Annotated in this window: 12 protein-coding genes; 2 read left to right on the forward strand and 10 right to left on the reverse strand. The window is 47.2% G+C overall.

The window, feature by feature from the left end; translation table 11 throughout:
• Positions 1-5: 5 nt before the first annotated feature.
• The 5 genes from pheT to BK120_RS12825 form a co-directional block, all read right to left on the reverse strand.
• Entirely contained in the window at positions 6-2,447 is a 2,442-nt protein-coding gene (pheT, locus tag BK120_RS12805; RefSeq protein ID WP_076267896.1) for a phenylalanine--tRNA ligase subunit beta, read from the reverse strand.
• A gap of 24 nt (positions 2,448-2,471) precedes the next feature.
• Positions 2,472-3,506, reverse strand: coding sequence for a phenylalanine--tRNA ligase subunit alpha (pheS, locus tag BK120_RS12810; RefSeq protein WP_076267897.1), 1,035 nt, complete (start codon positions 3,504-3,506; stop codon positions 2,472-2,474).
• 513 nt (positions 3,507-4,019) lie between these two features.
• On the reverse strand, positions 4,020-7,052 hold the full coding sequence (locus BK120_RS12815) for a cyclic nucleotide-binding domain-containing protein (protein WP_076267898.1): 3,033 nt from the start codon (positions 7,050-7,052) through the stop codon (positions 4,020-4,022).
• 6 nt (positions 7,053-7,058) lie between these two features.
• A complete protein-coding gene (locus tag BK120_RS12820; protein ID WP_076267899.1) occupies positions 7,059-7,556 on the reverse strand; it encodes a GNAT family N-acetyltransferase in 498 nt (165 codons plus the stop codon).
• Positions 7,557-7,581: 25 nt separating this feature from the next.
• Entirely contained in the window at positions 7,582-10,167 is a 2,586-nt protein-coding gene (locus tag BK120_RS12825; protein ID WP_179089792.1) for an adenylate/guanylate cyclase domain-containing protein, read from the reverse strand.
• A gap of 377 nt (positions 10,168-10,544) precedes the next feature.
• On the opposite strand from BK120_RS12825, the gene BK120_RS12830 reads away from it, so the two are divergent.
• Complete coding sequence (locus BK120_RS12830; RefSeq protein WP_076267901.1) at positions 10,545-10,931, forward strand: DUF4280 domain-containing protein; 387 nt, start codon at positions 10,545-10,547, stop codon at positions 10,929-10,931.
• 1 nt (position 10,932) lies between these two features.
• Complete coding sequence (locus BK120_RS12835) at positions 10,933-12,756, forward strand: MORN repeat-containing protein (RefSeq protein ID WP_076267902.1); 1,824 nt, start codon at positions 10,933-10,935, stop codon at positions 12,754-12,756.
• A gap of 100 nt (positions 12,757-12,856) precedes the next feature.
• On the opposite strand, the gene BK120_RS36385 is transcribed toward BK120_RS12835, so the two are convergent.
• The 5 genes from BK120_RS36385 to BK120_RS12865 all read right to left on the reverse strand — a co-directional run bounded on the left by BK120_RS36385 (position 12,857) and on the right by BK120_RS12865 (position 20,198).
• Positions 12,857-12,994 carry an IS3 family transposase gene (locus BK120_RS36385; RefSeq protein WP_083681930.1) on the reverse strand — a complete coding sequence of 46 codons (138 nt, stop codon included), beginning with the start codon at positions 12,992-12,994 and terminating at the stop codon, positions 12,857-12,859.
• 590 nt (positions 12,995-13,584) lie between these two features.
• Positions 13,585-15,240 carry an SGNH/GDSL hydrolase family protein gene (locus BK120_RS34560; RefSeq protein ID WP_083681932.1) on the reverse strand — a complete coding sequence of 552 codons (1,656 nt, stop codon included), beginning with the start codon at positions 15,238-15,240 and terminating at the stop codon, positions 13,585-13,587.
• Complete coding sequence (locus BK120_RS12855; protein ID WP_076267903.1) at positions 15,240-16,289, reverse strand: DUF1835 domain-containing protein; 1,050 nt, start codon at positions 16,287-16,289, stop codon at positions 15,240-15,242. The genes BK120_RS34560 and BK120_RS12855 overlap by 1 nt, the downstream gene beginning before the upstream one ends.
• A gap of 106 nt (positions 16,290-16,395) precedes the next feature.
• Positions 16,396-18,066 carry a hypothetical protein gene (locus BK120_RS12860; RefSeq protein ID WP_076267904.1) on the reverse strand — a complete coding sequence of 557 codons (1,671 nt, stop codon included), beginning with the start codon at positions 18,064-18,066 and terminating at the stop codon, positions 16,396-16,398.
• Between the two features lie 26 nt (positions 18,067-18,092).
• Positions 18,093-20,198: a phage tail protein gene (locus tag BK120_RS12865; RefSeq protein WP_076267905.1), complete on the reverse strand. Its 2,106-nt coding sequence runs from the start codon at positions 20,196-20,198 to the stop codon at positions 18,093-18,095.
• Positions 20,199-20,212: the final 14 nt, after the last annotated feature.

Consider the following 20,212-nt stretch of genomic DNA (forward strand, 5'->3'; position numbering starts at 1 on the left):
CCTGCCTACTTGCGTAATTCTGCTGCAAAAGATTGTTCTAATTGTAAAACAACCTTGCCATGCAGCTCTGTTACCTCTTCATCCGTCAATGTACGCTCGCCATGACGGTAAACAAGCGATATGGCCACGCTCTTCTTGCCAGCTCCCAGCTTCTCTCCTGTATATACATCAAAAACGCGTACAGATTCAAGCAGCTCGCTAGCAATGTCCCATGCCACGCCAGTTAGCTTGGCAGCAGCAACCTCTTGATCCACAACTACTGCAATATCACGCTGCATAGCCGGGTAGCGAGGCAATACTTTATATTCGATTGCCGCATCTGCTTGCTCATAGATGAGGTCAAGTCCAATTTCCAGCACGTACGTATCAGCTAGATCCTCCTCAAGTTGAAGAGCAGGGTGCAGTTGGCCTACATAACCAATTACTTCATTGCCTTTAGGCGTGTGAAGAAGAACGGCAGCCGTTCTGCCTAGATGGAAATGCTCAGGCTGAGCCGCTTCAAATGATACGCTGGCTGTTAAGCCAAGTACAGCAAATACCGTTTCCAAAATGCCCTTCGCATCATAGAAATCAACTTGAGCCGCTTTTGTATTCCACTCAGCTTCTGAACGATTGCCAGTCAGAAGAGCTGCAAAACGATGCTTCTCATGAGGCAGGCGAGTCAATTGCTCTTCATCGGTATGGAATACGCTGCCGATCTCAAAGATCGCTGCGGATTCATTTTTGCGATTGCGGTTATAAGCCGCAGTCTCCAGAAGCTGTGCGATAAGCGTCGTACGAAGTACACTGCGATCCTCGCTCATAGGCATGGCTAGGCGAATTGGATTCGTATGCTCCGCTAGTGCAGGGAATAACTTCGTCCGCTCAGGTCCTGTGAAGGAATAGCTGACAACCTCATGCAAACCTGCATCTGACAGGCGCTTGCGCAGCTCGCGGCGAATAGCTTGCGGCTTCGTTAGCGAACCTGGCACAACATCGCCGTGAATGAGCGTAGTAGGAATTTCATCATAGCCGTGCAAACGAGCTACTTCTTCGATTAAGTCTACTGCACGCGTAATGTCACCGCGGCGTGTAGGAACAATTACAGTAAATACATTGTCGCCTGACAGCTCATATTCAAAGTGCAAACGACCAAATATCGTCTGAACTTCAAGTCTGGACAGCTCTGTACCCAGATAGCCATTAATTTTATCCAATGAAACGGACACTTTGGCTGGTTTCACTTCACCTGCATGCACTTCTACTATACCCTCAGCAACTAAACCTTCAGCAAGCTCTGCGATAAGGGAAGCTGCACGATCTAGCGCAGGAATAACTCTCGCCGGATCTACTTCTTTCTCAAAGCGAATGCTTGATTCCGAGCGAAGTCCAAGTTGACGTGAAGTTTTACGCACGGTGCCGCCATCGAATTTTGCTGACTCGAGCAAAATGTTGACCGTCTCGCCTGTAACTTCTGTGCTTGCTCCACCCATTACGCCGGCAAGGGCAATTGGCTGCTCGCCATCAGTAATAACGAGCATATGCGGCTCTAGCTTGCGCTCTTGATCATCCAAGGTAACAAGCGTTTCGCCAGCTTTTGCAAGGCGGACATCAATGCGGCCGCCAGGCAAGCGATCTGCATCAAAAGCATGAAGCGGTTGGCCGTATTCAAGCATAACAAAGTTTGTAACGTCAACAACGTTGTTGATTGGACGAACGCCGGCAGCGATCAAACGGTTTTGCAGCCACAATGGGGACTCACCGATTTTTACGCCTTTAATATAACGAGCCGAATAATGCGAGCAATGCTCAGGCGCACTAATGCTGACCGTTGCAAGGCTATCCGCACGTACGTTTGTATGATTTATAACAGCCTTTGGCAGACGAACTTCACGGCCAGTTAAAGCTCCAATCTCATAAGCAACGCCAATCATGCTGAGGCAGTCTGAACGGTTGGGCGTCAAATCAAGCTCGAGCACCTCATCGTTAATGCCAAGCACATCGCCAATTGGCGCACCGATCTTCGTTGTAGCTGGAAGAACAAGAATGCCTTCTTGCTGTTCTTTTGGCAGAAGCTTTTCATTCAAGCCGAGCTCCTTCGCCGAGCAAATCATCCCTTGGGATTCAACGCCGCGAAGCTTCGCACGCTTAATTTTGAAATCGCCAGGCAGTACAGCACCGATTACTGCAACTGGAACAAGCTGGCCTGCATCAACATTTTTGGCTCCGCAAACGATTTGCAGCTCTTCGCCAGTGCCAACGTCAACCTTGCACACGTTCAGCTTATCCGCATCCGGGTGCTTTTCCTTCGATTTCACATAACCAACTACGACGCCGGTCACGCCTTTATTGCGGGATTCCACAACGTCGATTTCAATGCCGCCGAGTGTCATTTTCTCCGCAAGCTCCTGTCCTGTGAAGCCGGACAAATCGATATATTCATTTAACCATTTATAGGATACATTCATCTCTTTTCTTCCCTTCTCTCATTGCTACATTCTTGCGAATTGGCTTAAGAACCTCAGATCGTTCGTATAGAAATGACGAATATCGTCAATGCCGTATTTCAACAACGCGATACGCTCAACGCCCATGCCGAATGCAAAGCCGCTGACCTCTTCCGGATCGTAACCGCCCATTTCAAGAACGCGTGGATGCACCATGCCGCAGCCAAGAATTTCAAGCCAGCCCGTATGCTTGCACATGCGGCAGCCTTTGCCGCCACACTGAACGCAAGTAACGTCAACCTCAGCACTTGGCTCCGTGAATGGGAAGAAGCTTGGACGAAGTCTAATTTGCGCTTGTGAGCCGAACATTTGCTGAACGAATTGCAGCAATGCTCCTTTCAAATCGCTCATCCGAATATTTTTGCCGATGACAAGACCTTCGATTTGATTGAACTGGAATGAATGTGTCGCATCGTCATCATCGCGGCGGTAAACTTTACCCGGACAAATGACCTTAACAGGCGTTTGGCCCTTCATTGCTTTCATTGTACGAACCTGAACCGGGGAAGTCTGCGTACGCATCAAGATATCATCCGTAATATAGAACGAATCCTGCATGTCGCGGGCTGGATGGTTCTTAGGCAAGTTCAATGCCTCGAAGTTGTAATAATCCTCTTCAACCTCTGGACCCTCGGCAATTGTATAACCAAGACCGATAAAAATATCTTCAATTTCTTGGGCTACCTTGTTTAAAGGATGCACTGCGCCGGTAGGCAATTGCTTGCCTGGCAGCGTAACATCCAGCGTCTCTGCAAGGAGTCTATTGTTCGTCTCAGCTTGCTGGAATGCATCCTGCTTCTCATCGATAACCGTTTCAATAGCTGCTCGAACATCATTCGCTACTTGACCAATTACTGGACGTTCTTCAGCGCTTAGTCCACCCATGCCACGCAAAATTTCAGTCAAAGCGCCTTTTTTACCTAAATATTTAACGCGCAAATCATTTAGCTGCTGTGGCGTATCCACATGCTGAAGCTCCTGCAATGCTTCAACGCGCAGTCCTTCCAATCTTTCCTTCATTTTTCTTCGCCTCCATATCATCATCCCTAAATCATGCAAGCGTAACGGCTAAAGCCATCCTTAGAAGGCTTAGCTAACGTTTCGCGGTAAAATATAAGCTCTTTATAAGCTAACAAACTTATAAATGGTTATATTTACACAAAAAAAGGCCCTCTCTCCCTAAAGGGACGAAAGAACCGTGGTACCACCCTAATTCGGATTGAGCATCAGCCTGTACGCATAACCAAGTGTGGCTAACGTCGCCTAGAGGCGCTGAATGACAATCCCTTAGCCCCATAACGGCGGGAACCGGACCTTCCCTACACGCGCCGTATATCATGGCGTTTCAGGTGTCTGCTCAGGAGTGAACTTGGGCAGCCTATTTCACAAAAACGCTCTCAGTCTACGGCGTCTTCTTCCTGTGCGAAAGTACTGCTTACTCTTCTCCATCATCGCTTTACTTCGAATATGAAATAATAATCTATATTATATGCAATCTGAAGTACCGTTGCAACCGCTAAGCTTGCTTTATTGCTACGAATCAATTCGCATCATCATTTCTTCCAGCAATCGGATGCGTGCGAACGATGCTCGGAGCAGCCCGATTCCTATTTCCGGGTACAGACGAATGAGCCTTGACACATTATCGCCGAGCAGCTTCAGCACTCTCACATCGCCAAGCAAGGATTGCGCCGTTACTGTAGATGAGGTGCTGTCGAGCGCTGAAGTTACGCCGCACACATCCCCTGCACCGAGTACGCCGATCGTTCCTTCCCAGCCTGCCGCGGAAATGCTAGTGAGCTCGATATTGCCGTCAACGATGACATACATCGCGGGGTTAGGCTCTCCTCTTTGCAGAAGATTCTCTCCATCCGGGCATACATACTCCTCGGCTATATTAGCGATTAAGCCTAGCTCCTCAAGCGATAAATCAGCGAAATAGGGAACCTGTCTTAAAAAGACTACTTTGTTTAAACGGCTCATCATCTGCTGGTCTTTGGACATTTGTTCCCCCTCCTCCACTAACGCCGCTGCAGCGATCTCCCGCCACCAATCATCATTTCCGTTTAGCGCTGCCTCCAATAGGACAGTCGCTTCCTCATCGGAAGTTACTTCTCTTCCAGCTTCGCCGCGTTCTAGAACGGTCAGCAAAAACTGCGATAATCTGCGCTCACCCATGCCCTCCGCGAGCACTTCCCAAGCATTGCTGCGAATTTCTTCGTCTTCATCAGCAGCTGCCCTTCTGATCGCATCAACTACCTGCTCATCCGCAAGTTTGGTCAGCACCGCCCATACACCTGTAAAAATAAAGTCGCGAACCTCTCGCCAGCGCAGCAAAGCAAGTTCTGCAAGCTCCGTCTTCCCTAGCTGTTTAAGCGACAAGGAATAACCTGACGCTGCCTCAAGCTCACTTAAACGGCTTAACGCTTCATCCGTTAGCTTAGAACGTACTTGCTCATCTGGCAAAAGTGCCGAGAGCGCAATCATCACAGCTGTCCATCGCTTCGGCGGCGCGCCATTCAAGCTATCAATCAGCAGATCGACCGCTCCATCGCCCATCTGAATAAAGCTTTCTGTCGTCGTGCGGAACATTTCTTGGTCCATAAGCGGGAGACGCTCCAACAGAATGGGAATAATGGATGTAACCTTAAGCCTTCCCAAACAAGCGATTGCTGCCACTCTTGCAGCTGGATGCACATCATCAACAAGCTTCTCAACCTTCGGCACAAAAGAATACAGCTCAAGCTCCGCGATAACTCGGCAAATATAAACCGAGGATTCGCCTCCTGCATCAAGAATACGATCAATCACTTCCGCACATGCCTCGAGACTTGCTGCATTGTTAAAGGAGTACATCGCTTTGACTGCCTCTGCAATGACGCTCGGATGCCGATCAAGCAGCTTTTGCCGCAGGAAATAAAACGCCTGATGCTCCATATGCTTCATTCTGCCAATCTGTCTTACTCCTTCGGCACGCATCTCATCGTCTTGATCCTCAAGAAATGCTGCTACCTTCACCATCGCATGCAGGTCTGCACGCTCGAGATTCATCGCTCTAACGGCAGCAACGCGAATGCGTGGATTCGGATCATCAATCAACGCCAGCAAATCGGCAACATCATTCGGATTTTGTTGCCTGCCGATAATTTGCAAGGCAATTTCTTTTGCAGAATCTATCGGCTGTTTCAACATAGCCCTGAGCTCTGCCATCGCAGCTTCGTTGCGACTGAATTCATCGAACTGCTCCGCTAAATCCTGCTCGCCAATGGTCTGTATGCTGCCTACAAGCTCGCGCATATAGAACCTTCTGCCGAACCAAGCAAGCACAAACAGCAGCACGGCGCCTGCAAATCCTACAAACGACAAGGCTGTCCAGGATACCCCAAAGCCTGAATGCAAAAACTGCAAGCCAGCACCGATCAAAATGCCCGCCGTAGCCGCAATTCCTTGCGCTGCATATCTGTAGCTGTCGCGCTGCGCAAGCGGAAGCGTCTTGAAGAACAGCTGATAAGAAGGCTCGGCTGAATAATAAAGCAGCAAATATAACAGCATGTAGCCGATAGATATCATTGGAAGCGCCGCTGGACCGCCAACAAAAAATAAAGCGCCGGCAAATGCGAGAACATACACGCCCGATATGGCCGTAAGCATTTGGCTTGCACCAAGGCGTGCCATCAGCTTGCCTGAGACGGTTTGCAGCAAAAAGGCGAGAACAAACAGCACCATCGTAATCATTCCAAAAAACCGGCTGAAAGCCTGTTCGCTTGGGAATGACATTTTTGTTACATTCAGAAATTCATATTCCATTAGAAAATAAAGAGCTGGCATCAGTGTCATAAGCAAAATAACGGTTAGCAAAAAAGGAGATCGAAGCGCGTGCTTAAACACCGCTCCCGTTGACACCGGCTCCTCCTCCAGAGCATTTGCTTCAATTTTGATCGACAATGGCACCAAATAACGGGTAATCACTTTACGGTAATTCGGCAATGCAGCCAGAAGCAGCAAACCGGAAGCGGCATAAATAACCTCGGGTCCAAAAAATAGGCTTAAAAGCTGTGCAAGCAAACCTGCCGCTACTCCGCCAAGCGTTGCAGAGCCAACGAACACGGGCATGAGACGCTTCGCTTGCTGCGTCGAGCACAAATCAACGGCCAAGCTCCAAAGCAATAGAGTCTGCTGCCTTACGACAAAGCTGGACGCTATGAACAAGACGGGATAATACCCTCTCAGATCTAGATCGAAGCTCTGCAATACTAGCAGCACCAATGCATTTACGGCAACGATGCCTAGCATTATTCCATATAAGACGCGCATCAGCTTCGGCTTTGGCAGCCTAGCAGCAAGCCAGGACAAGAGCCACGCCTCCAGCGGCAAAATGATAGCCTCCGCCGCATATACATAGGGAAGGTATTCACTTCCGAACCGCTGATTGAACAACGTCATAAAGCCATTGTAATTAAGCATTTCAGATATGCCGCAAATAAAAAAAACAGGTGCCATCATAAGCAGCTTTCGCTGATCCTCTGGACGGGCACCGATTGCGCGCAATATGGTATCTTTAGTCATATCTTTTTAAACCAGCTTTCGATGATAGATTAAGCGGTCTTCCCCTTCGTAGTAATAATCTGGGCATCTACCAACCAGTGTAAAGCCGCTGCTCTCAAACAATTGACGAATGCGGTTGTACTCTGGCAGATCGCAAGTATAGGTTACTAGATATCTGGCGTTTACTTCTCCTAAAAAGTCATACATCTGCTCCATCAGCAGCGCCGCCACGCCTACTTTGCGATAATCATGATGAACAACCATGTAGTCCCAATTGAAACCTCCGGTTTTTTGCTCATTTTCGGCGATGCAATTTATGCCTATGACATTTCCATCCTCATCCTCGGCATACCAGAAATAAATTTCATTATTTACCGCGCGAAATGGAAGCTCTCGGAAATGCGTCAGCTCGCCTGGCGTGTAACGAGTATCATCAAATGAAAAGCCTGATAATAAAAATGCGACGACTTTTTCCGCCTCATCTATTGTGGAGATGCGACTAATCCGAAACTGTCCAACAAGCATTCGACCTTCCTCCTAACTTCAATTTTTAAACCGCGAGTGTGCCATTCCAGCCCTCAGTTGATCCCTTCTGGTAATACTCATCACAAAGGTAAAAATATAACTTTGCAGCTTTGTCGAAACGATTTATTTTGATCACTTCTATAAAGGTTTCTCTCGCATCGAAGAAACGCCCCTCTTGGCAAAGCATAATCCCCTTCTCAAACAGCGGCTTTGTACGATCCTTTAAAGCGCGCTCTGTATCTGAATCTCCCTCATATACGTCAATAAGCTCAATCGGATCATCCTTGCCGTCAATTCGCACACGACCAAGCAGACGGAAGCGGAAGCGTTCAGGTGAACGCAGCTGCTCATAGAACGTACGAGTGACAAGTATTGATGCGCCCATCGTATCGGACATCCGCTCTAATGTTGCTGTAATATTCACGTCATCGGAGATCACATTGCCTTCCATCCGCTGCTCTTCACCCACGATCCCAAGCATAAGCGGCCCTTTATGAATGGCCATCCCTAGATCAACCGGAGCAAAGCCGGAAGCCTTCAAGCTTTCATTATAGGAAACGAGCTCTCTGCGTATCGCAACAGCCGCGCGCAGCGCATCTTCATTTCGTGAAGGGAACAGAGCCATAAAACCTGCGCCCAAATATTTGCTTATTAGTCCTTCCTCTGTCCGAACAAATGGACTAAACCGTTTTAGAAAGGTGTTCATAAAATCAAAATTTTGCTTTGGAGTCAACTGCTTCGATAAATGATGGAATGAGCGAATATTCGCGACCATAACCGTCATATTTTGCTGAACCTGATCTCCAAGGTGAATATCGGTAATTCCCTTTTTGCCTAAATATTTAAAAATCTGCTGCGGTACAAAACGATGCGAAGCTTCGCTGAACGAAGTAATGTCCTTTATGTACGTTCGAATATGAAGCGCCATGCGATTGAACTGCTCTCCCAAATCGCCGACCTCATCCTGTGATCGTATGTTGACCTTCACATCCCAGTTGCCATTTGCCATCTCCATTACGCTTTTGCGAAGCTTGCGCAGCGATGAGAGCAAATAATACGTTACAGCGAGTACGAGAACGATTAATACTAAGCTTATAAGCCCAATGTTTCGCATAATGCTTTTGTAAATGGTTTGGTTGGATTGATACAATACATTCAAATCCCGGCCTGTTTCATAAACGCCTACAATTTTGTTAGTAGAATCATAGATAGGTCCAATTGCATATAGCCATTTGCCTGTAGCATCTTCCCATCGGTCCGTTACAACCTCGCCCTTCTCAACCACAAGCCGGTTCAGCTCGTTCTTAGGAAAAGGCTTGTACATATTAACGCCGTCATCATCATCCATAATGATGAAGATTTCACCATTTTCATATCTGTATAATGTGCTGTACAGACCTTTGCGATTTGCAGGATCCTCGCTTTCGAACAAGAAGTTCATTTTGCTCCGAATCGATTCATAATCCTTGCTCATATAATCGTTTGGCGAAGTCAATCGATTCAGCTGGTCGCCGTTAATCATATTTTGACCATTGCGCGCAAGCAAAGACAGCTGCTTCTGCATCTCATCTTCCATTTTGCTGGAGAAACTATCATAAATAAAATTGGATAACATAATCATCGCTATTATCAATATCGGTACAATTGCAAAAACTTGTTTGAAAAACAATGAGATTCTGCGATTAAGCACATGTACATAAAACAGTCTGATTATGATTACTAAAATCACGAGCATTAAGGCAGCGGCCAGCCACGTCATCCAACCCTGTACCGCCGAACCGCGATCATAAGTTAGCTTCGCAAGGACACTCGTGTTGCTGCCAGCCTCATCCATACTGACGATGCTGTCACCTAAAGCAAGCTCCATCTGCCCTGCTGCGTTCATTGTCAAATCCATAATATCAAGGCTTTCCGCATGCGGAGCTATTGTCTTTAACGATGCCTCATCTATGACCGTTCTTAAATTACTGGAATCCTTCGCATTCATACTCGTAACTGCATTTACTAGGCGATCAATAAAATATAACTTTCCATTCTCGTGCAGTAGCAGTCCCTCTGGGAAGTTTTTGCGAGTGCGGTCCATGCCTTCCAGCGGATAGGACAGCTCGCTTTCGCCGCCTGCATTCACTCTGAAAATAGCGCCACGCTTCGTAGAGTAATAGATTTGATCCGGCGCATAACCTACGATTTCTGATAGGTAACGATCTGCAGGCAATTTGAATGTTAGCAGCTCCTCTGCCTTGCCGCCCGCAGCAGATAATCGATTTAATTGTACGTTCGTCTCTTCGTTTATGTAGAAATAAATATCTTCCTTTACAACTTGAAGACCCTTGATCAGCCCTACCCGTTTGTTGGTACCGCTTCCCTCGAACGTAAACAGGACCGTTCCTTTTGTATCGCCGATCGCGTAGCGAACAATCCTTTCTTCGCGTACATAAAGCCCATATCCGTCCAAAATTGTATCAAGAACATAGATTGTGCCGTCAGCCGCCACCGCTATATCTGTAAAATCATGTCTAATGGTAGCATCATCCTGCCGGATGACCTCTTCAATAGATCCTTTGCTGCCGATTCGTATAATCTCTTGACGTGAATCTCCGATAACGATCATGCTTCCATCCGGCCCTGCCGAAGCCTTGGATAAATAAGTGAGGGGTTTCTCTGTTTTATACGGAGGGGTTTGAAAGTGATTTAAGTTTGGATAAAGCCAGAAGCCGAGGCAAATTGCTATTATACTCAGAAGAGTCATACCCATAGTGGACCTTCGCATGTGCACCATCGCTTTCATTTTTCAAAATATTTCTATTTCCATATTACTACATGTTTAGTCATTTAGCATCAGCATTGTTGTAAGTATTCATCGAATGTTAGCTATTTTAGTAGGTTTATGTTGATGGCTTTTAGGGCTTATAGTACTATTAAAATAGTAGAATATAGCAAAAAAACAGGAGAGGCATTAAGTAAGGCCTACTCTCAGGAAGGAATTATATGGGACAACTTATATGCGGAGGGGCTACCATGCAATGCTCTTTTGGAGCAGCTCCCGGCACGTTTAATGTGTTGCCTGCCAATCGCGTTTTGACGGCTATGCCGATCGCGAACATTATGGATAATAAACCGATGGTTAATATATTGCCCTTTGGGGTTTGTAATTCGCTGGCCAATCCGATGGTCGCAGCCGCAACTGCTGCTGCCTTAGGCGTACTTACCCCTCAGCCCTGTATTCCCGTTACAGCCGCTCCATGGGTGCCCGGCTCGCCAACCGTGTTAGTTGCGAACATGCCCGCTTTAAATAATTCGTCCAAATGCATGTGCAACTGGGGAGGCGTCATTCAGTTCGTGAATCCGGGACAAATGACGATACAGGTGCCATGATATGATAGCGCAAATTCTAAATCCCATAATCAAGCCCATTAAGCGAAAAATTATTGCGCCTCTTAAACGGGCGAAAACGCTGCCAAAGCGTATGATTGCCGTGCTCCGCAAATGGCTGGTCACTGCTATTTTTGGCCCGCTTCGATCGCTCAACAATTATTTGCGCATTGGCAGCTACTACATAGCAAAGAAGCTTATCGCTCTTGTTCTCGTCATTACTCTAATCATCGTTTATTTTGGATTTATAAGCCCGCCAGCCTTCATTAACAAATGGTTCGGACGAACGCCTCAGCTGGAAGCTGCTGCTGCTGCGAATGGCAGCTTCACAGGCGCTGCATCCGTCCTTGACGCAGAAGGTAATCTGCTATTTAAAGGGGAACTTGTCGATGGTCAATACAGTGGTCCAGGGAAGCTATATTATCCAAACGGCAAGCTTCGTTACCAAGGAGATTTCGCTAAAGGAATGATGGCGGGCTCAGGCGAGTTGTTTAATGAAGAGGGAGAGCTTCTCTACCGCGGACAGTTTGCTGACGATCAATATGCGGGTGCTGGAACTTTATTTTATCCAGGCGGAAAACCTCAATATGTGGGCGAGTTTGCAGCCGGAGCGTACGATGGAGCTGGTACAGCATATGATGCTGGCGGCGGAATCATCTATGCAGGCGCCTTTCTGAAGGGTTCATACAGCGGCGATGGCAAACTTTACAATGAATCAGGCAAGCTGATCTATGAAGGCCAATTTAATACTGGTGTTTATGAGGGTACAGGCAAGCAGTTTGACAATAATGGCGTTTTATTATTCGAAGGCAGCTTCCTTGCTGGCAAGCTGTCTGGCCCGGGGAAACAATATTACCCATCAGGTTTCGTAAAATATGACGGCGCCTTTCTGCTCGGCAGCTATCACGGGGTTGGCAGCTTATTTAATGAGACAGGCTCTGTTGTTTATACAGGGTCGTTCGCTAGCGGACAGCAGAATGGCAGTGGACAAATGTTTAATGCCTCGGGCGGTATTGTCTATGACGGCAAATTCGTCAATAACAAATATGAAGGCATAGGAGCACTGTACGATATGGACGGCGCGCCTCTCTATAAAGGTTTTTTCAGAGACGGCAGCTTGTACGCTGAAGGCTTCATGAATCTGTCGCTCGTAAAGCTGCAAGAAACGTTGGGTGTTCCTGATGCTCCTGTAACTGTTCCTGAGGAAGAGCTTACTGAAGAAATTATTGTAGACGAACCTACTGAACCTATAACGGCCGACGAAGCTGATGCTTCAGCAGATTCTTCATCACCTGAACCGAAAGCGACAGACCAAGCAGCGATAGCACCTTCGGCGACGCCGGAGGGCAGCAGTAATTCAGCCGCAATGCCAACAGCAACACCGCAAAGCATTCAGACGAAGACAATGGCTGCTGGCAGCTCCACTGCTCTACCTGCTGCACTAGGCAGCACCAAGGAATCGGCGGCGAACACAGAGAAGGATACAACGAAAAGCGAAGACTCTGTATTTGTTGATCCCGACCTAGCACTCGATCCAATACTGCCGCAAACGCTGACGTTCAGCGCAATGCAAATGTCCTTTGTACTGGAAGTCGATGAAGACAATCCAGAAGCTTTTTTTGTAAGTCAACTGACGACATGGAATCCAGTTGTCATGGAACAAACGTACAGCAGATTATTAGCTGCCAAAACGGTATCCACCAAGGAAAAGCTCGACAATGGCCGAGTACGGGTTCTGTTCAAGTCAGGCAGTACGCTTCTCAGTTTTTTATTAAATAAAGATAAGCCTGTACGACTTGAAATGTCCTATATCATTCCTGAGGAATAACAATAACAGTGAACTGCCCCCCGTCAAGTAGAAAAAAACGTTAAACGGCCTTAGTCCTAAACTCCATTGGACTGAGGCCGTTTAGTTTTGCCTGTTACCGTTAGTAATTGTAAAAGTGAATGTAGGCTTCAATGTCCTGCTCAAGCTCATCAAAAGTTCGGTATGCTTGCAAATTATATTTTTCACACTTCAGGGTTCCCCAGAAGAATACTATGGGACTGTTGTAGACAGCGGCCATAGGGTCAGTTTACCACTTTCGATCTCTTTGATAATGGTAAGTTTCTTTAATGAATTTAGACATGAAAATGCTCCACTCATAGCAAAGGTTTTTTTATTACTTCACCTGTCTACTATTTGGGGAGCATATTATAACGGACATACATTCCGCTATTTACTGATTTAAAGCCCATTTCGAATTCTAACGGACATCAGATGCATTATTGATCCAAATTGAAGGATAATCATTGCTCTTGAAGCCAAATAAGAGACTGCATGTCCGCTAGCTCCTTAAAAATGGAGATTCCGAGCAAATAACGGATCTGATGTCCGTTTGCTCCTTAAAAATGGAGATTCCGAAGCAAATAACGGATCTGATGTCCGTTTGCTCTTTATAAATGGAGATTCCAAGCAATAACGGCTCCAATGTCCGTTAGCCCCTTAAAAATGGAGATTCCGAGCAAATAACGGATCTGATGTCCGTTAGACTATAAAAATCGAGTCACCACGCTAATATCGGCTCCGATGTCCGTTAGCTCCACACACCAAAGTTGAAGACTATCATTTTCGTGCATTTCCCATCGCCCGTTCTTTATGGTTATCATTCTCTCACTAGCAATACTGCTGAATAAAAGATAAAATCGGCTCTGGCTGCTCCAAGCTATGCGGGTGATGACCGACTCCCGGCTTCACAATGACTTTAATGGTTCCGCCAAGCTCCCGGTAACGTTTCTCGAATGGCAGCGTGTTCTCTTCAATAGGCAGCGGAATATCAGCATCTCCTGCAACGATCAAAACGGGAATACCACCTGCTGCCAGCTCTTCTACTCTGTCCAGAGGAGAGCAGCCCTTTAGTGACGATTCCGTTTCTTCTAGCTCGCCGTAAACAGCCTGACACTCCTCCCACTCAGCCGCACCACCTGAAGCTGCGCCTTTCCCGCCTGGCCAGCTGCGCATATCGAGTACAGGGGCATCTAAGTACAGCAGCTTCACTTGGTCTGGATACTTAGCTGCATAGTTAAACGCATATAACCCGCCGCGGCTGAAGCCAAAAAGCACCGTTTTCGGAGCGAGCTCATAAGCTCCTGTCACGTAGGTTTGGAACGTTCGCATCCGCTCTACCGCGCCCGGGCATCCATACATGTCGCTTAGTCGATAATAAGCAATTGCCCAGCCCTGCTCGAGCAAAGCCATATCGGCATAGGAGAACGCGTCAAAAAACTCAGCGCGCCATATCCATGGCCTGCCTTCGGCAAATGCTTTAGGAAAAACGATTAGTCCTTCTCTTCCCTCCAGCATAAAATCGATACGCTCATAGCCCTTCCAGCTCGAAGCGCGGCTATTATTTTTGTTCTCTGGCCGATCAGCCAAGGAGAGAATGAGATTTTTAAGTGATTCGCCCTCCTTCAATGCCAGCTCCAGCGGCAGCGCTTCCGCTTTATTCGGGTTCGTATGTCCAACATGCTCCTTCCATGCCGAGCTAAGCAAACGATGGCGCTGCTGTACAGCTGAGAATAGCGATGAAGAGTCTGGTTGGAGCACATATTCGGGCATTTGCTCCAGTGATATATTAAACAACACACGAAGAAGAGCCGCGGCGATCAGCCAGTGCCCCTCAGCATTCGGATGAATACCGTCCCCCGTTATATAATTGTGAGTCTCCTTACGCTTATGCTCCCACATGCGAAGCATTGGATCATGGATAGAAACGAGCGCATCTGCGACATCGTCCAAAGTCAGCACCCAGTCTGCGTATCGCTTCAATACATCCTCATAGTCAGCAAATGGTTGAGAATAGCTGTATGCTGGTTGCCCCGAAGGAAGCAGGCTGCCGCCGGTAAACGATGCAGCATCAAATGGAGGCGGCGTCATAAGAATTACTTTGGCTCCCGCAGCCTTAATCTGAGTAACAGCCCGTAATAGACCCTGTTGATACGCTTGGAATCTATCAGAAGAATAAGGATAATAGATGCCGTCATTCATCCCATAACATACAACGACCCAGTCTGGTTTGCTTTCCGCTAGAGCCTTGCCAAGCCGATCATGCACGCAGGGACGAGGAAAAGGATGCTCCGGTTCGCTTAAGCCAGATGCTGTCTCGCTGCTTACGCCAAGGTTAATGAGTGTCATTTGATTGGCTTGCATATGCTGCAGGAAATAAGCATCCATGAAGGCAATAAACGTGCCCTCATCCGTGATGCTGTCTCCTAGAAAAACGATCTTTTTCTTATCTGGTATAGCAGAATCCTTCCCAAATAACGGCTTCATCAAATGGTCCTCCCTTTGTTATTTCGCACGGAATATTGATGCATCGCATTCGGCAGTCCTCTAAACGCCAAGCAGCCGTCGCTAATTAGCGTCCACAGCCGATATTCAGTGAAACGAAAGTCAATTAGCTGGAAATAGTGGTCCTGTAATTCTCCGATAACAGCTCCTGCCTTTACAAAACCATCCTCGCTTTCGATTGCAAGCTTATCAATAATAGCTATAAGCCTCCTATCAAGCTCCTCTTCAGCAGCAAGCTTAATCTTGCCATCTTCCCATATACGCAGTGTACACTCTTCCAGAGACAGCTCCATCCACTCTGCTTCATAGCGTCGTCTCTCACTATCTATTATTTTCTCTGCTTGCTCATATCCGATTACGATATTTAAGTAAACATCCCTCTCTAGCAGCCCTTGCGCATAGTGAGGCAGGTTAGTCTGCATGCTTGCCGCGTTAAGCCGAAAAAGCTCAGAAACATTCATCATATGTACGCTATTGGTACGATTCTTTAGCAAATGCATGATGAAGCGCAGTCCTACCTGATCGTGCGCGTTATCGGCACACCAGATGATGATAGAGTTATGCTCAGCTATGGCTGTTATTTTCTCGATCATTCTCTGAATCTGATGCTCACGATTCATGTGGTGATTAAACATAAAACCAGACAGCTTTTCCATTTGCCAAAATTCTCGTGACCGCTGTCCTTCTGCACGATCAATATCCTTAATTGGACCTACTGAAAAGCAATCATTAAACGACAATACCTCATTGTCTGCTCGGTTTCCTAAATTGCTTAGGGCTACTTTCAAAGATCCTGCATCCGACATGCTGCATACGAGATGAACCATGCTTTTCCTCTGCTCAGCTTCAACTCGCAAGGAATGTGAGTGCTGCACGCTTTTTTCATACATTTGTACAATGGAGTCAGCCAAAGCCTTCTGTTCCCCATTTCCTTGTTCAGTAAACGGTACAGTCAGATTTAGAAGGTCGTTTAGAAGGCTTCTAGCCTCATCCTCGCTCAGCTCCCTTAAACGCTCATAAAGGTCTTTCAAATCAAAGCCTCCTTCTTGTACACCTACACAATTTTACGCCATATATAAAAAAAGCTGCTCAGCAAGATCATCGTTCTTATCGACCTTCTGAACAGCTTATAATGGCTTACTCCTGCTGCGATGCAGCCGCTTCTGCAAACCCTTGATCTATCTCATCATTTACTTGATCAGCCGCTTTCACCGCGCCTAAACTTTTGAATGCCCACCAGCGAACGGCGATTACAGACGCAGCCGACTCGGTTTCACCTTGAAGCTTCATTCCGATGCGGAATGTGCCCTTCTCCGGATACACAATTGTTCCAAGCGATACATTCGGTATATCAGGCTCAAACTCTGTGCCTTTAAATACGTCGCTTTGTCCATAATATACTTTTTTCATCGTGCTTGTTTGGTCAGCCAAAATCGTCTTATCGATCTCTTCCAAGCCGACTACAACCGATACTTGACCCTCGCCAAGACCATGCTGAATTTCATCAGACACATAGTTTTTTTTGCCGCGCGAGAAGAAGAAGCCGCCTGTCTTTCCGATAGACTCCAGCGCTACTTCCATTGTACCCGTAGAAATCTCATCATACAAATGCTGAGGCCGCGGAATACCAAGCTTGAAATCAAATTCATTGCGTTCGGGATGATACTGTACATCAAGAGATGGCTTCTCATCATATTCCAGATCATGCGTCTCCGCGCTCGCATAAAACTTATGAAGCGATGAGGATTGCGACGTTTGCGTTAAACGCTGCAGCAGTGCGGTGCTCTCGATATATTCATCAAAAGGTACACGATCCACCTTCTCAATCATGTAGGTCGGTCCCATTTGGAGCAAGCTGATTTTGGCTAGGCAGATGCTTTGATCAGCAGAACCCTCTACTGCCTGCTCTAAGCTGCGTTCATGCCAATCCTTCAATATTCGATTCGCTACTGGCTCGTCCAGCACCTCAATGATGTGCTTCGCATTCGTATCCAGTGGAATAGCCGAGTCGCCAATGGTTAACTTCGCAGCATGATTAGGTACAGCAAGCTGTGCTTTGACGCCAGCAGTCTGCGGCGCTTTCAAATGAAAGCTAACGGAGTACTCTGTTTCCTGCGCATCGCCCGGCTCAACAAACATAACGGTATTCCCATCATGGCCAACAGAGGTGAAGCCCATCGCTTCATAATCATATTGGAATGCAATTCGCGGCGTTTGCAGTGTCTTCTCAACCACCAGCTTAACCTCAACAACCTCGCCGACATTCACATACTTTGGCATACGCTGCGTAATCCGTACATTCGCATCTTCATAAATCGTAGCTACATTTTCAAGCAATCTAACGAATTCAAATGAGGACGGTGCAGGCGCTTCTTCATTAATGAATAAACGATAGGATTCAAGCACACGGTTGTATTCGCTCACTTCATCGTTGCGAATTGCTGAATTGCCTACCGAGTGAACGGGCTCCTTGCCTTTCTCATCATAAGCGACGCACAAGTATACGTTTTTCTTATATTCATTGTTTGTAAAGCCCTCGATCATCGACAGCTTTAACGTTACAGGAGAAGGAATTACGAGTTCTCGTCCAATATAATCGATCGCTACGCCCATTTCGACCGAAATTGTTTTGTCATCTACCGCTACAACCTGCATGCCGGACAACACGCCGCTGCCATAGAGCAGACGGTTCAACAGCCTTCTTTTATCGTTAAAATATTTTTGCTCCGACTCGAAATCGCGTACCGTCAACAGCTTCCCGTAAAAATAACGATTTCTCTCAAATGGATACAGCCTCGATTTTTTCACTTGTACCGCTCCTTCGCGTAATTATACTATTCCAGCTCTGAATCCATTTCTAAACGGGTATGGATATCCATGCGCTTCTCCATGCCAACGTCAACGATCAGCGTATCATTTGGCATCGAACGATCAGGGTTCAACTTGAGCAGGGAAGGCTCAGTCAGCACCGTATTTATGCCTAAGTACGTATGTAAATCCAAATACATCCATGGCTGCAGCAGCACCAGCTTCGCTTCCGTATAGGCCGGCTTTTGCTCATCCAGCAGCTGTTCGATAACGACTCGCTGCTTCTCAGTTGGAGCCTGTTCCGGACGCAGCAGCACGGTAAACGTATACGGATCACCGCTATAAAGCTGATCTGTCAGATGCCGCAGCTCTCCGTTGTCGCGCATCGCCTTTGTTTGAAAATATTCCACGATCAGCGGTGCAACACCCGTATAAATCTCGATCGTTTTCATTAAGCCTTGACGCGTGCCGCGGTAACGATAAAGCTCTGGTGCGGCCTGAATGAACGCCTGCACCTGCTCATCCGTCCAATAATCATCCGTTTCTAGGCCAACCCAAGTCGCCAGCCAGCGTAAATGCTCGCCCGTTGCCCGTTCAGGATCGATGTATTCCGATAAATCCTCAATTTCTTCCTCAATCTCGGAAAACAACGTGCCGAATAATGATAAATAACGCTCAAGAAAATCACGGCTTGCCGGGTCCTCTTGATAGACAGCAGGCAAATAATTTAAGTACGTGTCTCTCGGAAAATAAATTCGCATGGACTCCAAGAGCGGCGTATACCGCTCCGAAGCGATCCACTCGATTTTTAGCCACAAGTAACGTCCTTTTGCTCCAAAAAACAATGCGTCACTCGGATTAATAACCGGCGGTGACCAAAATTCGGCTAGTGCATTCAGCTTTTCGCGGTAGGGGATCGTCGCATCTTCTAGCCAATCGTCTACTTTTCGATAGCTTCCGGCGATAATGCAGCTGTCGTCATTTTGACTGAAATAGGATATATGAATCTGTGTGCCATCTGGAATAAAGGAGTTAAGCGCCATCTTGTGCCAGACGGTTTCGGCTTCTGCGCTATCGAACGCCCGTGAAAGCCAGACCCCTTCAGGAACACCCGTTTCCTCCATCAACAGCGTCTGCGGCTGTAAGTTCAAGATCGTAATCGTTCCGTCTTCGCTGTTCAAAATGTACATGCGGTCCTTCTCATCAATCAACAGCTGATCCGCTTTGCCTCGAAAACCTGTAATGCGTCCAGCTGTCTCGCCAGCAGCATTCAACTGGACGATAAAGCGGTCATCCTCGCTCACTTGATCCATTTGCCTCGTGTCGCCAATATAAATCATGCCGCTGCTGTCAGCACATAATCCTGCATAAGGAAGAGCAGGGAGTTCACGTTTCGCACTCAATGTTCCAGTAGGCCCAAATGAAAATAGCTTTGCGTATAACGTATCAAATATATAAAGCTCACCCGATGCCGCGACGGTCATGAAGTACGTTCGGTTCAAATGCCTTAGCTTCGCTCGTACATGCTGTGTAAACTTTGGATCACTCCATACACTGACGAGTGCGCCGCCTAACGTAAACTGGATAATACCCAGCTTAGCGCCTTCTGCTATTGACGGCTCATCGCCTCCCGTATCCAGTTCAAGCGGTGTCAGCACGTATACATACCGGTTATCCGCTGCTATCGCAAGCGGATGCAGCAGAACTCCATCTGCTTCATTGCCTCCGCGCGACCAGAGCGTTTGTCCATTGCCGGTATGGTAAGCAGCGACTGTCCTCTCACCCATGCGATCTGCGGCAATTAAAAGCTCGCCGGAGGCAGCAAGTCTTGCATGGGAGCTAAACAGACCATGCCCTTGTGTAAACAAGCGCTTATGATCAGCATTACGGCGGTCGTAAATCCACAGATCCGCGCGCTCATCCAGCAAAAACATATGCTCATGCTGGGAAACAGCCAGCTCTTGAATGGCAGCTGTACCTGCGAGGTCACCCAGTTGAATCGTTCCCGCTATTCCATATTTGTTATCGCGGCGAACGCCGAAGCCTGCTAAATGAAAATCAAGATTATACCCGGTGCCGCGCAGCCAATCCTGCTCGCGGTTAATCGAGAAAAACTGGTCTTTTCCGTTCATGCTGTACCTCCTTT

This window comes from Paenibacillus sp. FSL A5-0031 (genome assembly GCF_001956295.1).
Taxonomy (GTDB): domain Bacteria; phylum Bacillota; class Bacilli; order Paenibacillales; family Paenibacillaceae; genus Pristimantibacillus.

Coding starts and splice junctions, on each gene's coding strand:
- pheT (WP_076267896.1), bottom strand. CDS start 2,447: ATGAATGTATCCTATAAATGGTTAAATGAATATATCGATTTGTCCGGC.
- pheS (WP_076267897.1), bottom strand. CDS start 3,506: ATGAAGGAAAGATTGGAAGGACTGCGCGTTGAAGCATTGCAGGAGCTT.
- BK120_RS12815 (WP_076267898.1), bottom strand. CDS start 7,052: ATGACTAAAGATACCATATTGCGCGCAATCGGTGCCCGTCCAGAGGAT.
- BK120_RS12820 (WP_076267899.1), bottom strand. CDS start 7,556: ATGCTTGTTGGACAGTTTCGGATTAGTCGCATCTCCACAATAGATGAG.
- BK120_RS12825 (WP_179089792.1), bottom strand. CDS start 10,167: ATGATCGTTATCGGAGATTCACGTCAAGAGATTATACGAATCGGCAGC.
- BK120_RS12830 (WP_076267901.1), top strand. CDS start 10,545: ATGGGACAACTTATATGCGGAGGGGCTACCATGCAATGCTCTTTTGGA.
- BK120_RS12835 (WP_076267902.1), top strand. CDS start 10,933: ATGATAGCGCAAATTCTAAATCCCATAATCAAGCCCATTAAGCGAAAA.
- BK120_RS36385 (WP_083681930.1), bottom strand. CDS start 12,994: ATGGCCGCTGTCTACAACAGTCCCATAGTATTCTTCTGGGGAACCCTG.
- BK120_RS34560 (WP_083681932.1), bottom strand. CDS start 15,240: ATGAAGCCGTTATTTGGGAAGGATTCTGCTATACCAGATAAGAAAAAG.
- BK120_RS12865 (WP_076267905.1), bottom strand. CDS start 20,198: ATGAACGGAAAAGACCAGTTTTTCTCGATTAACCGCGAGCAGGATTGG.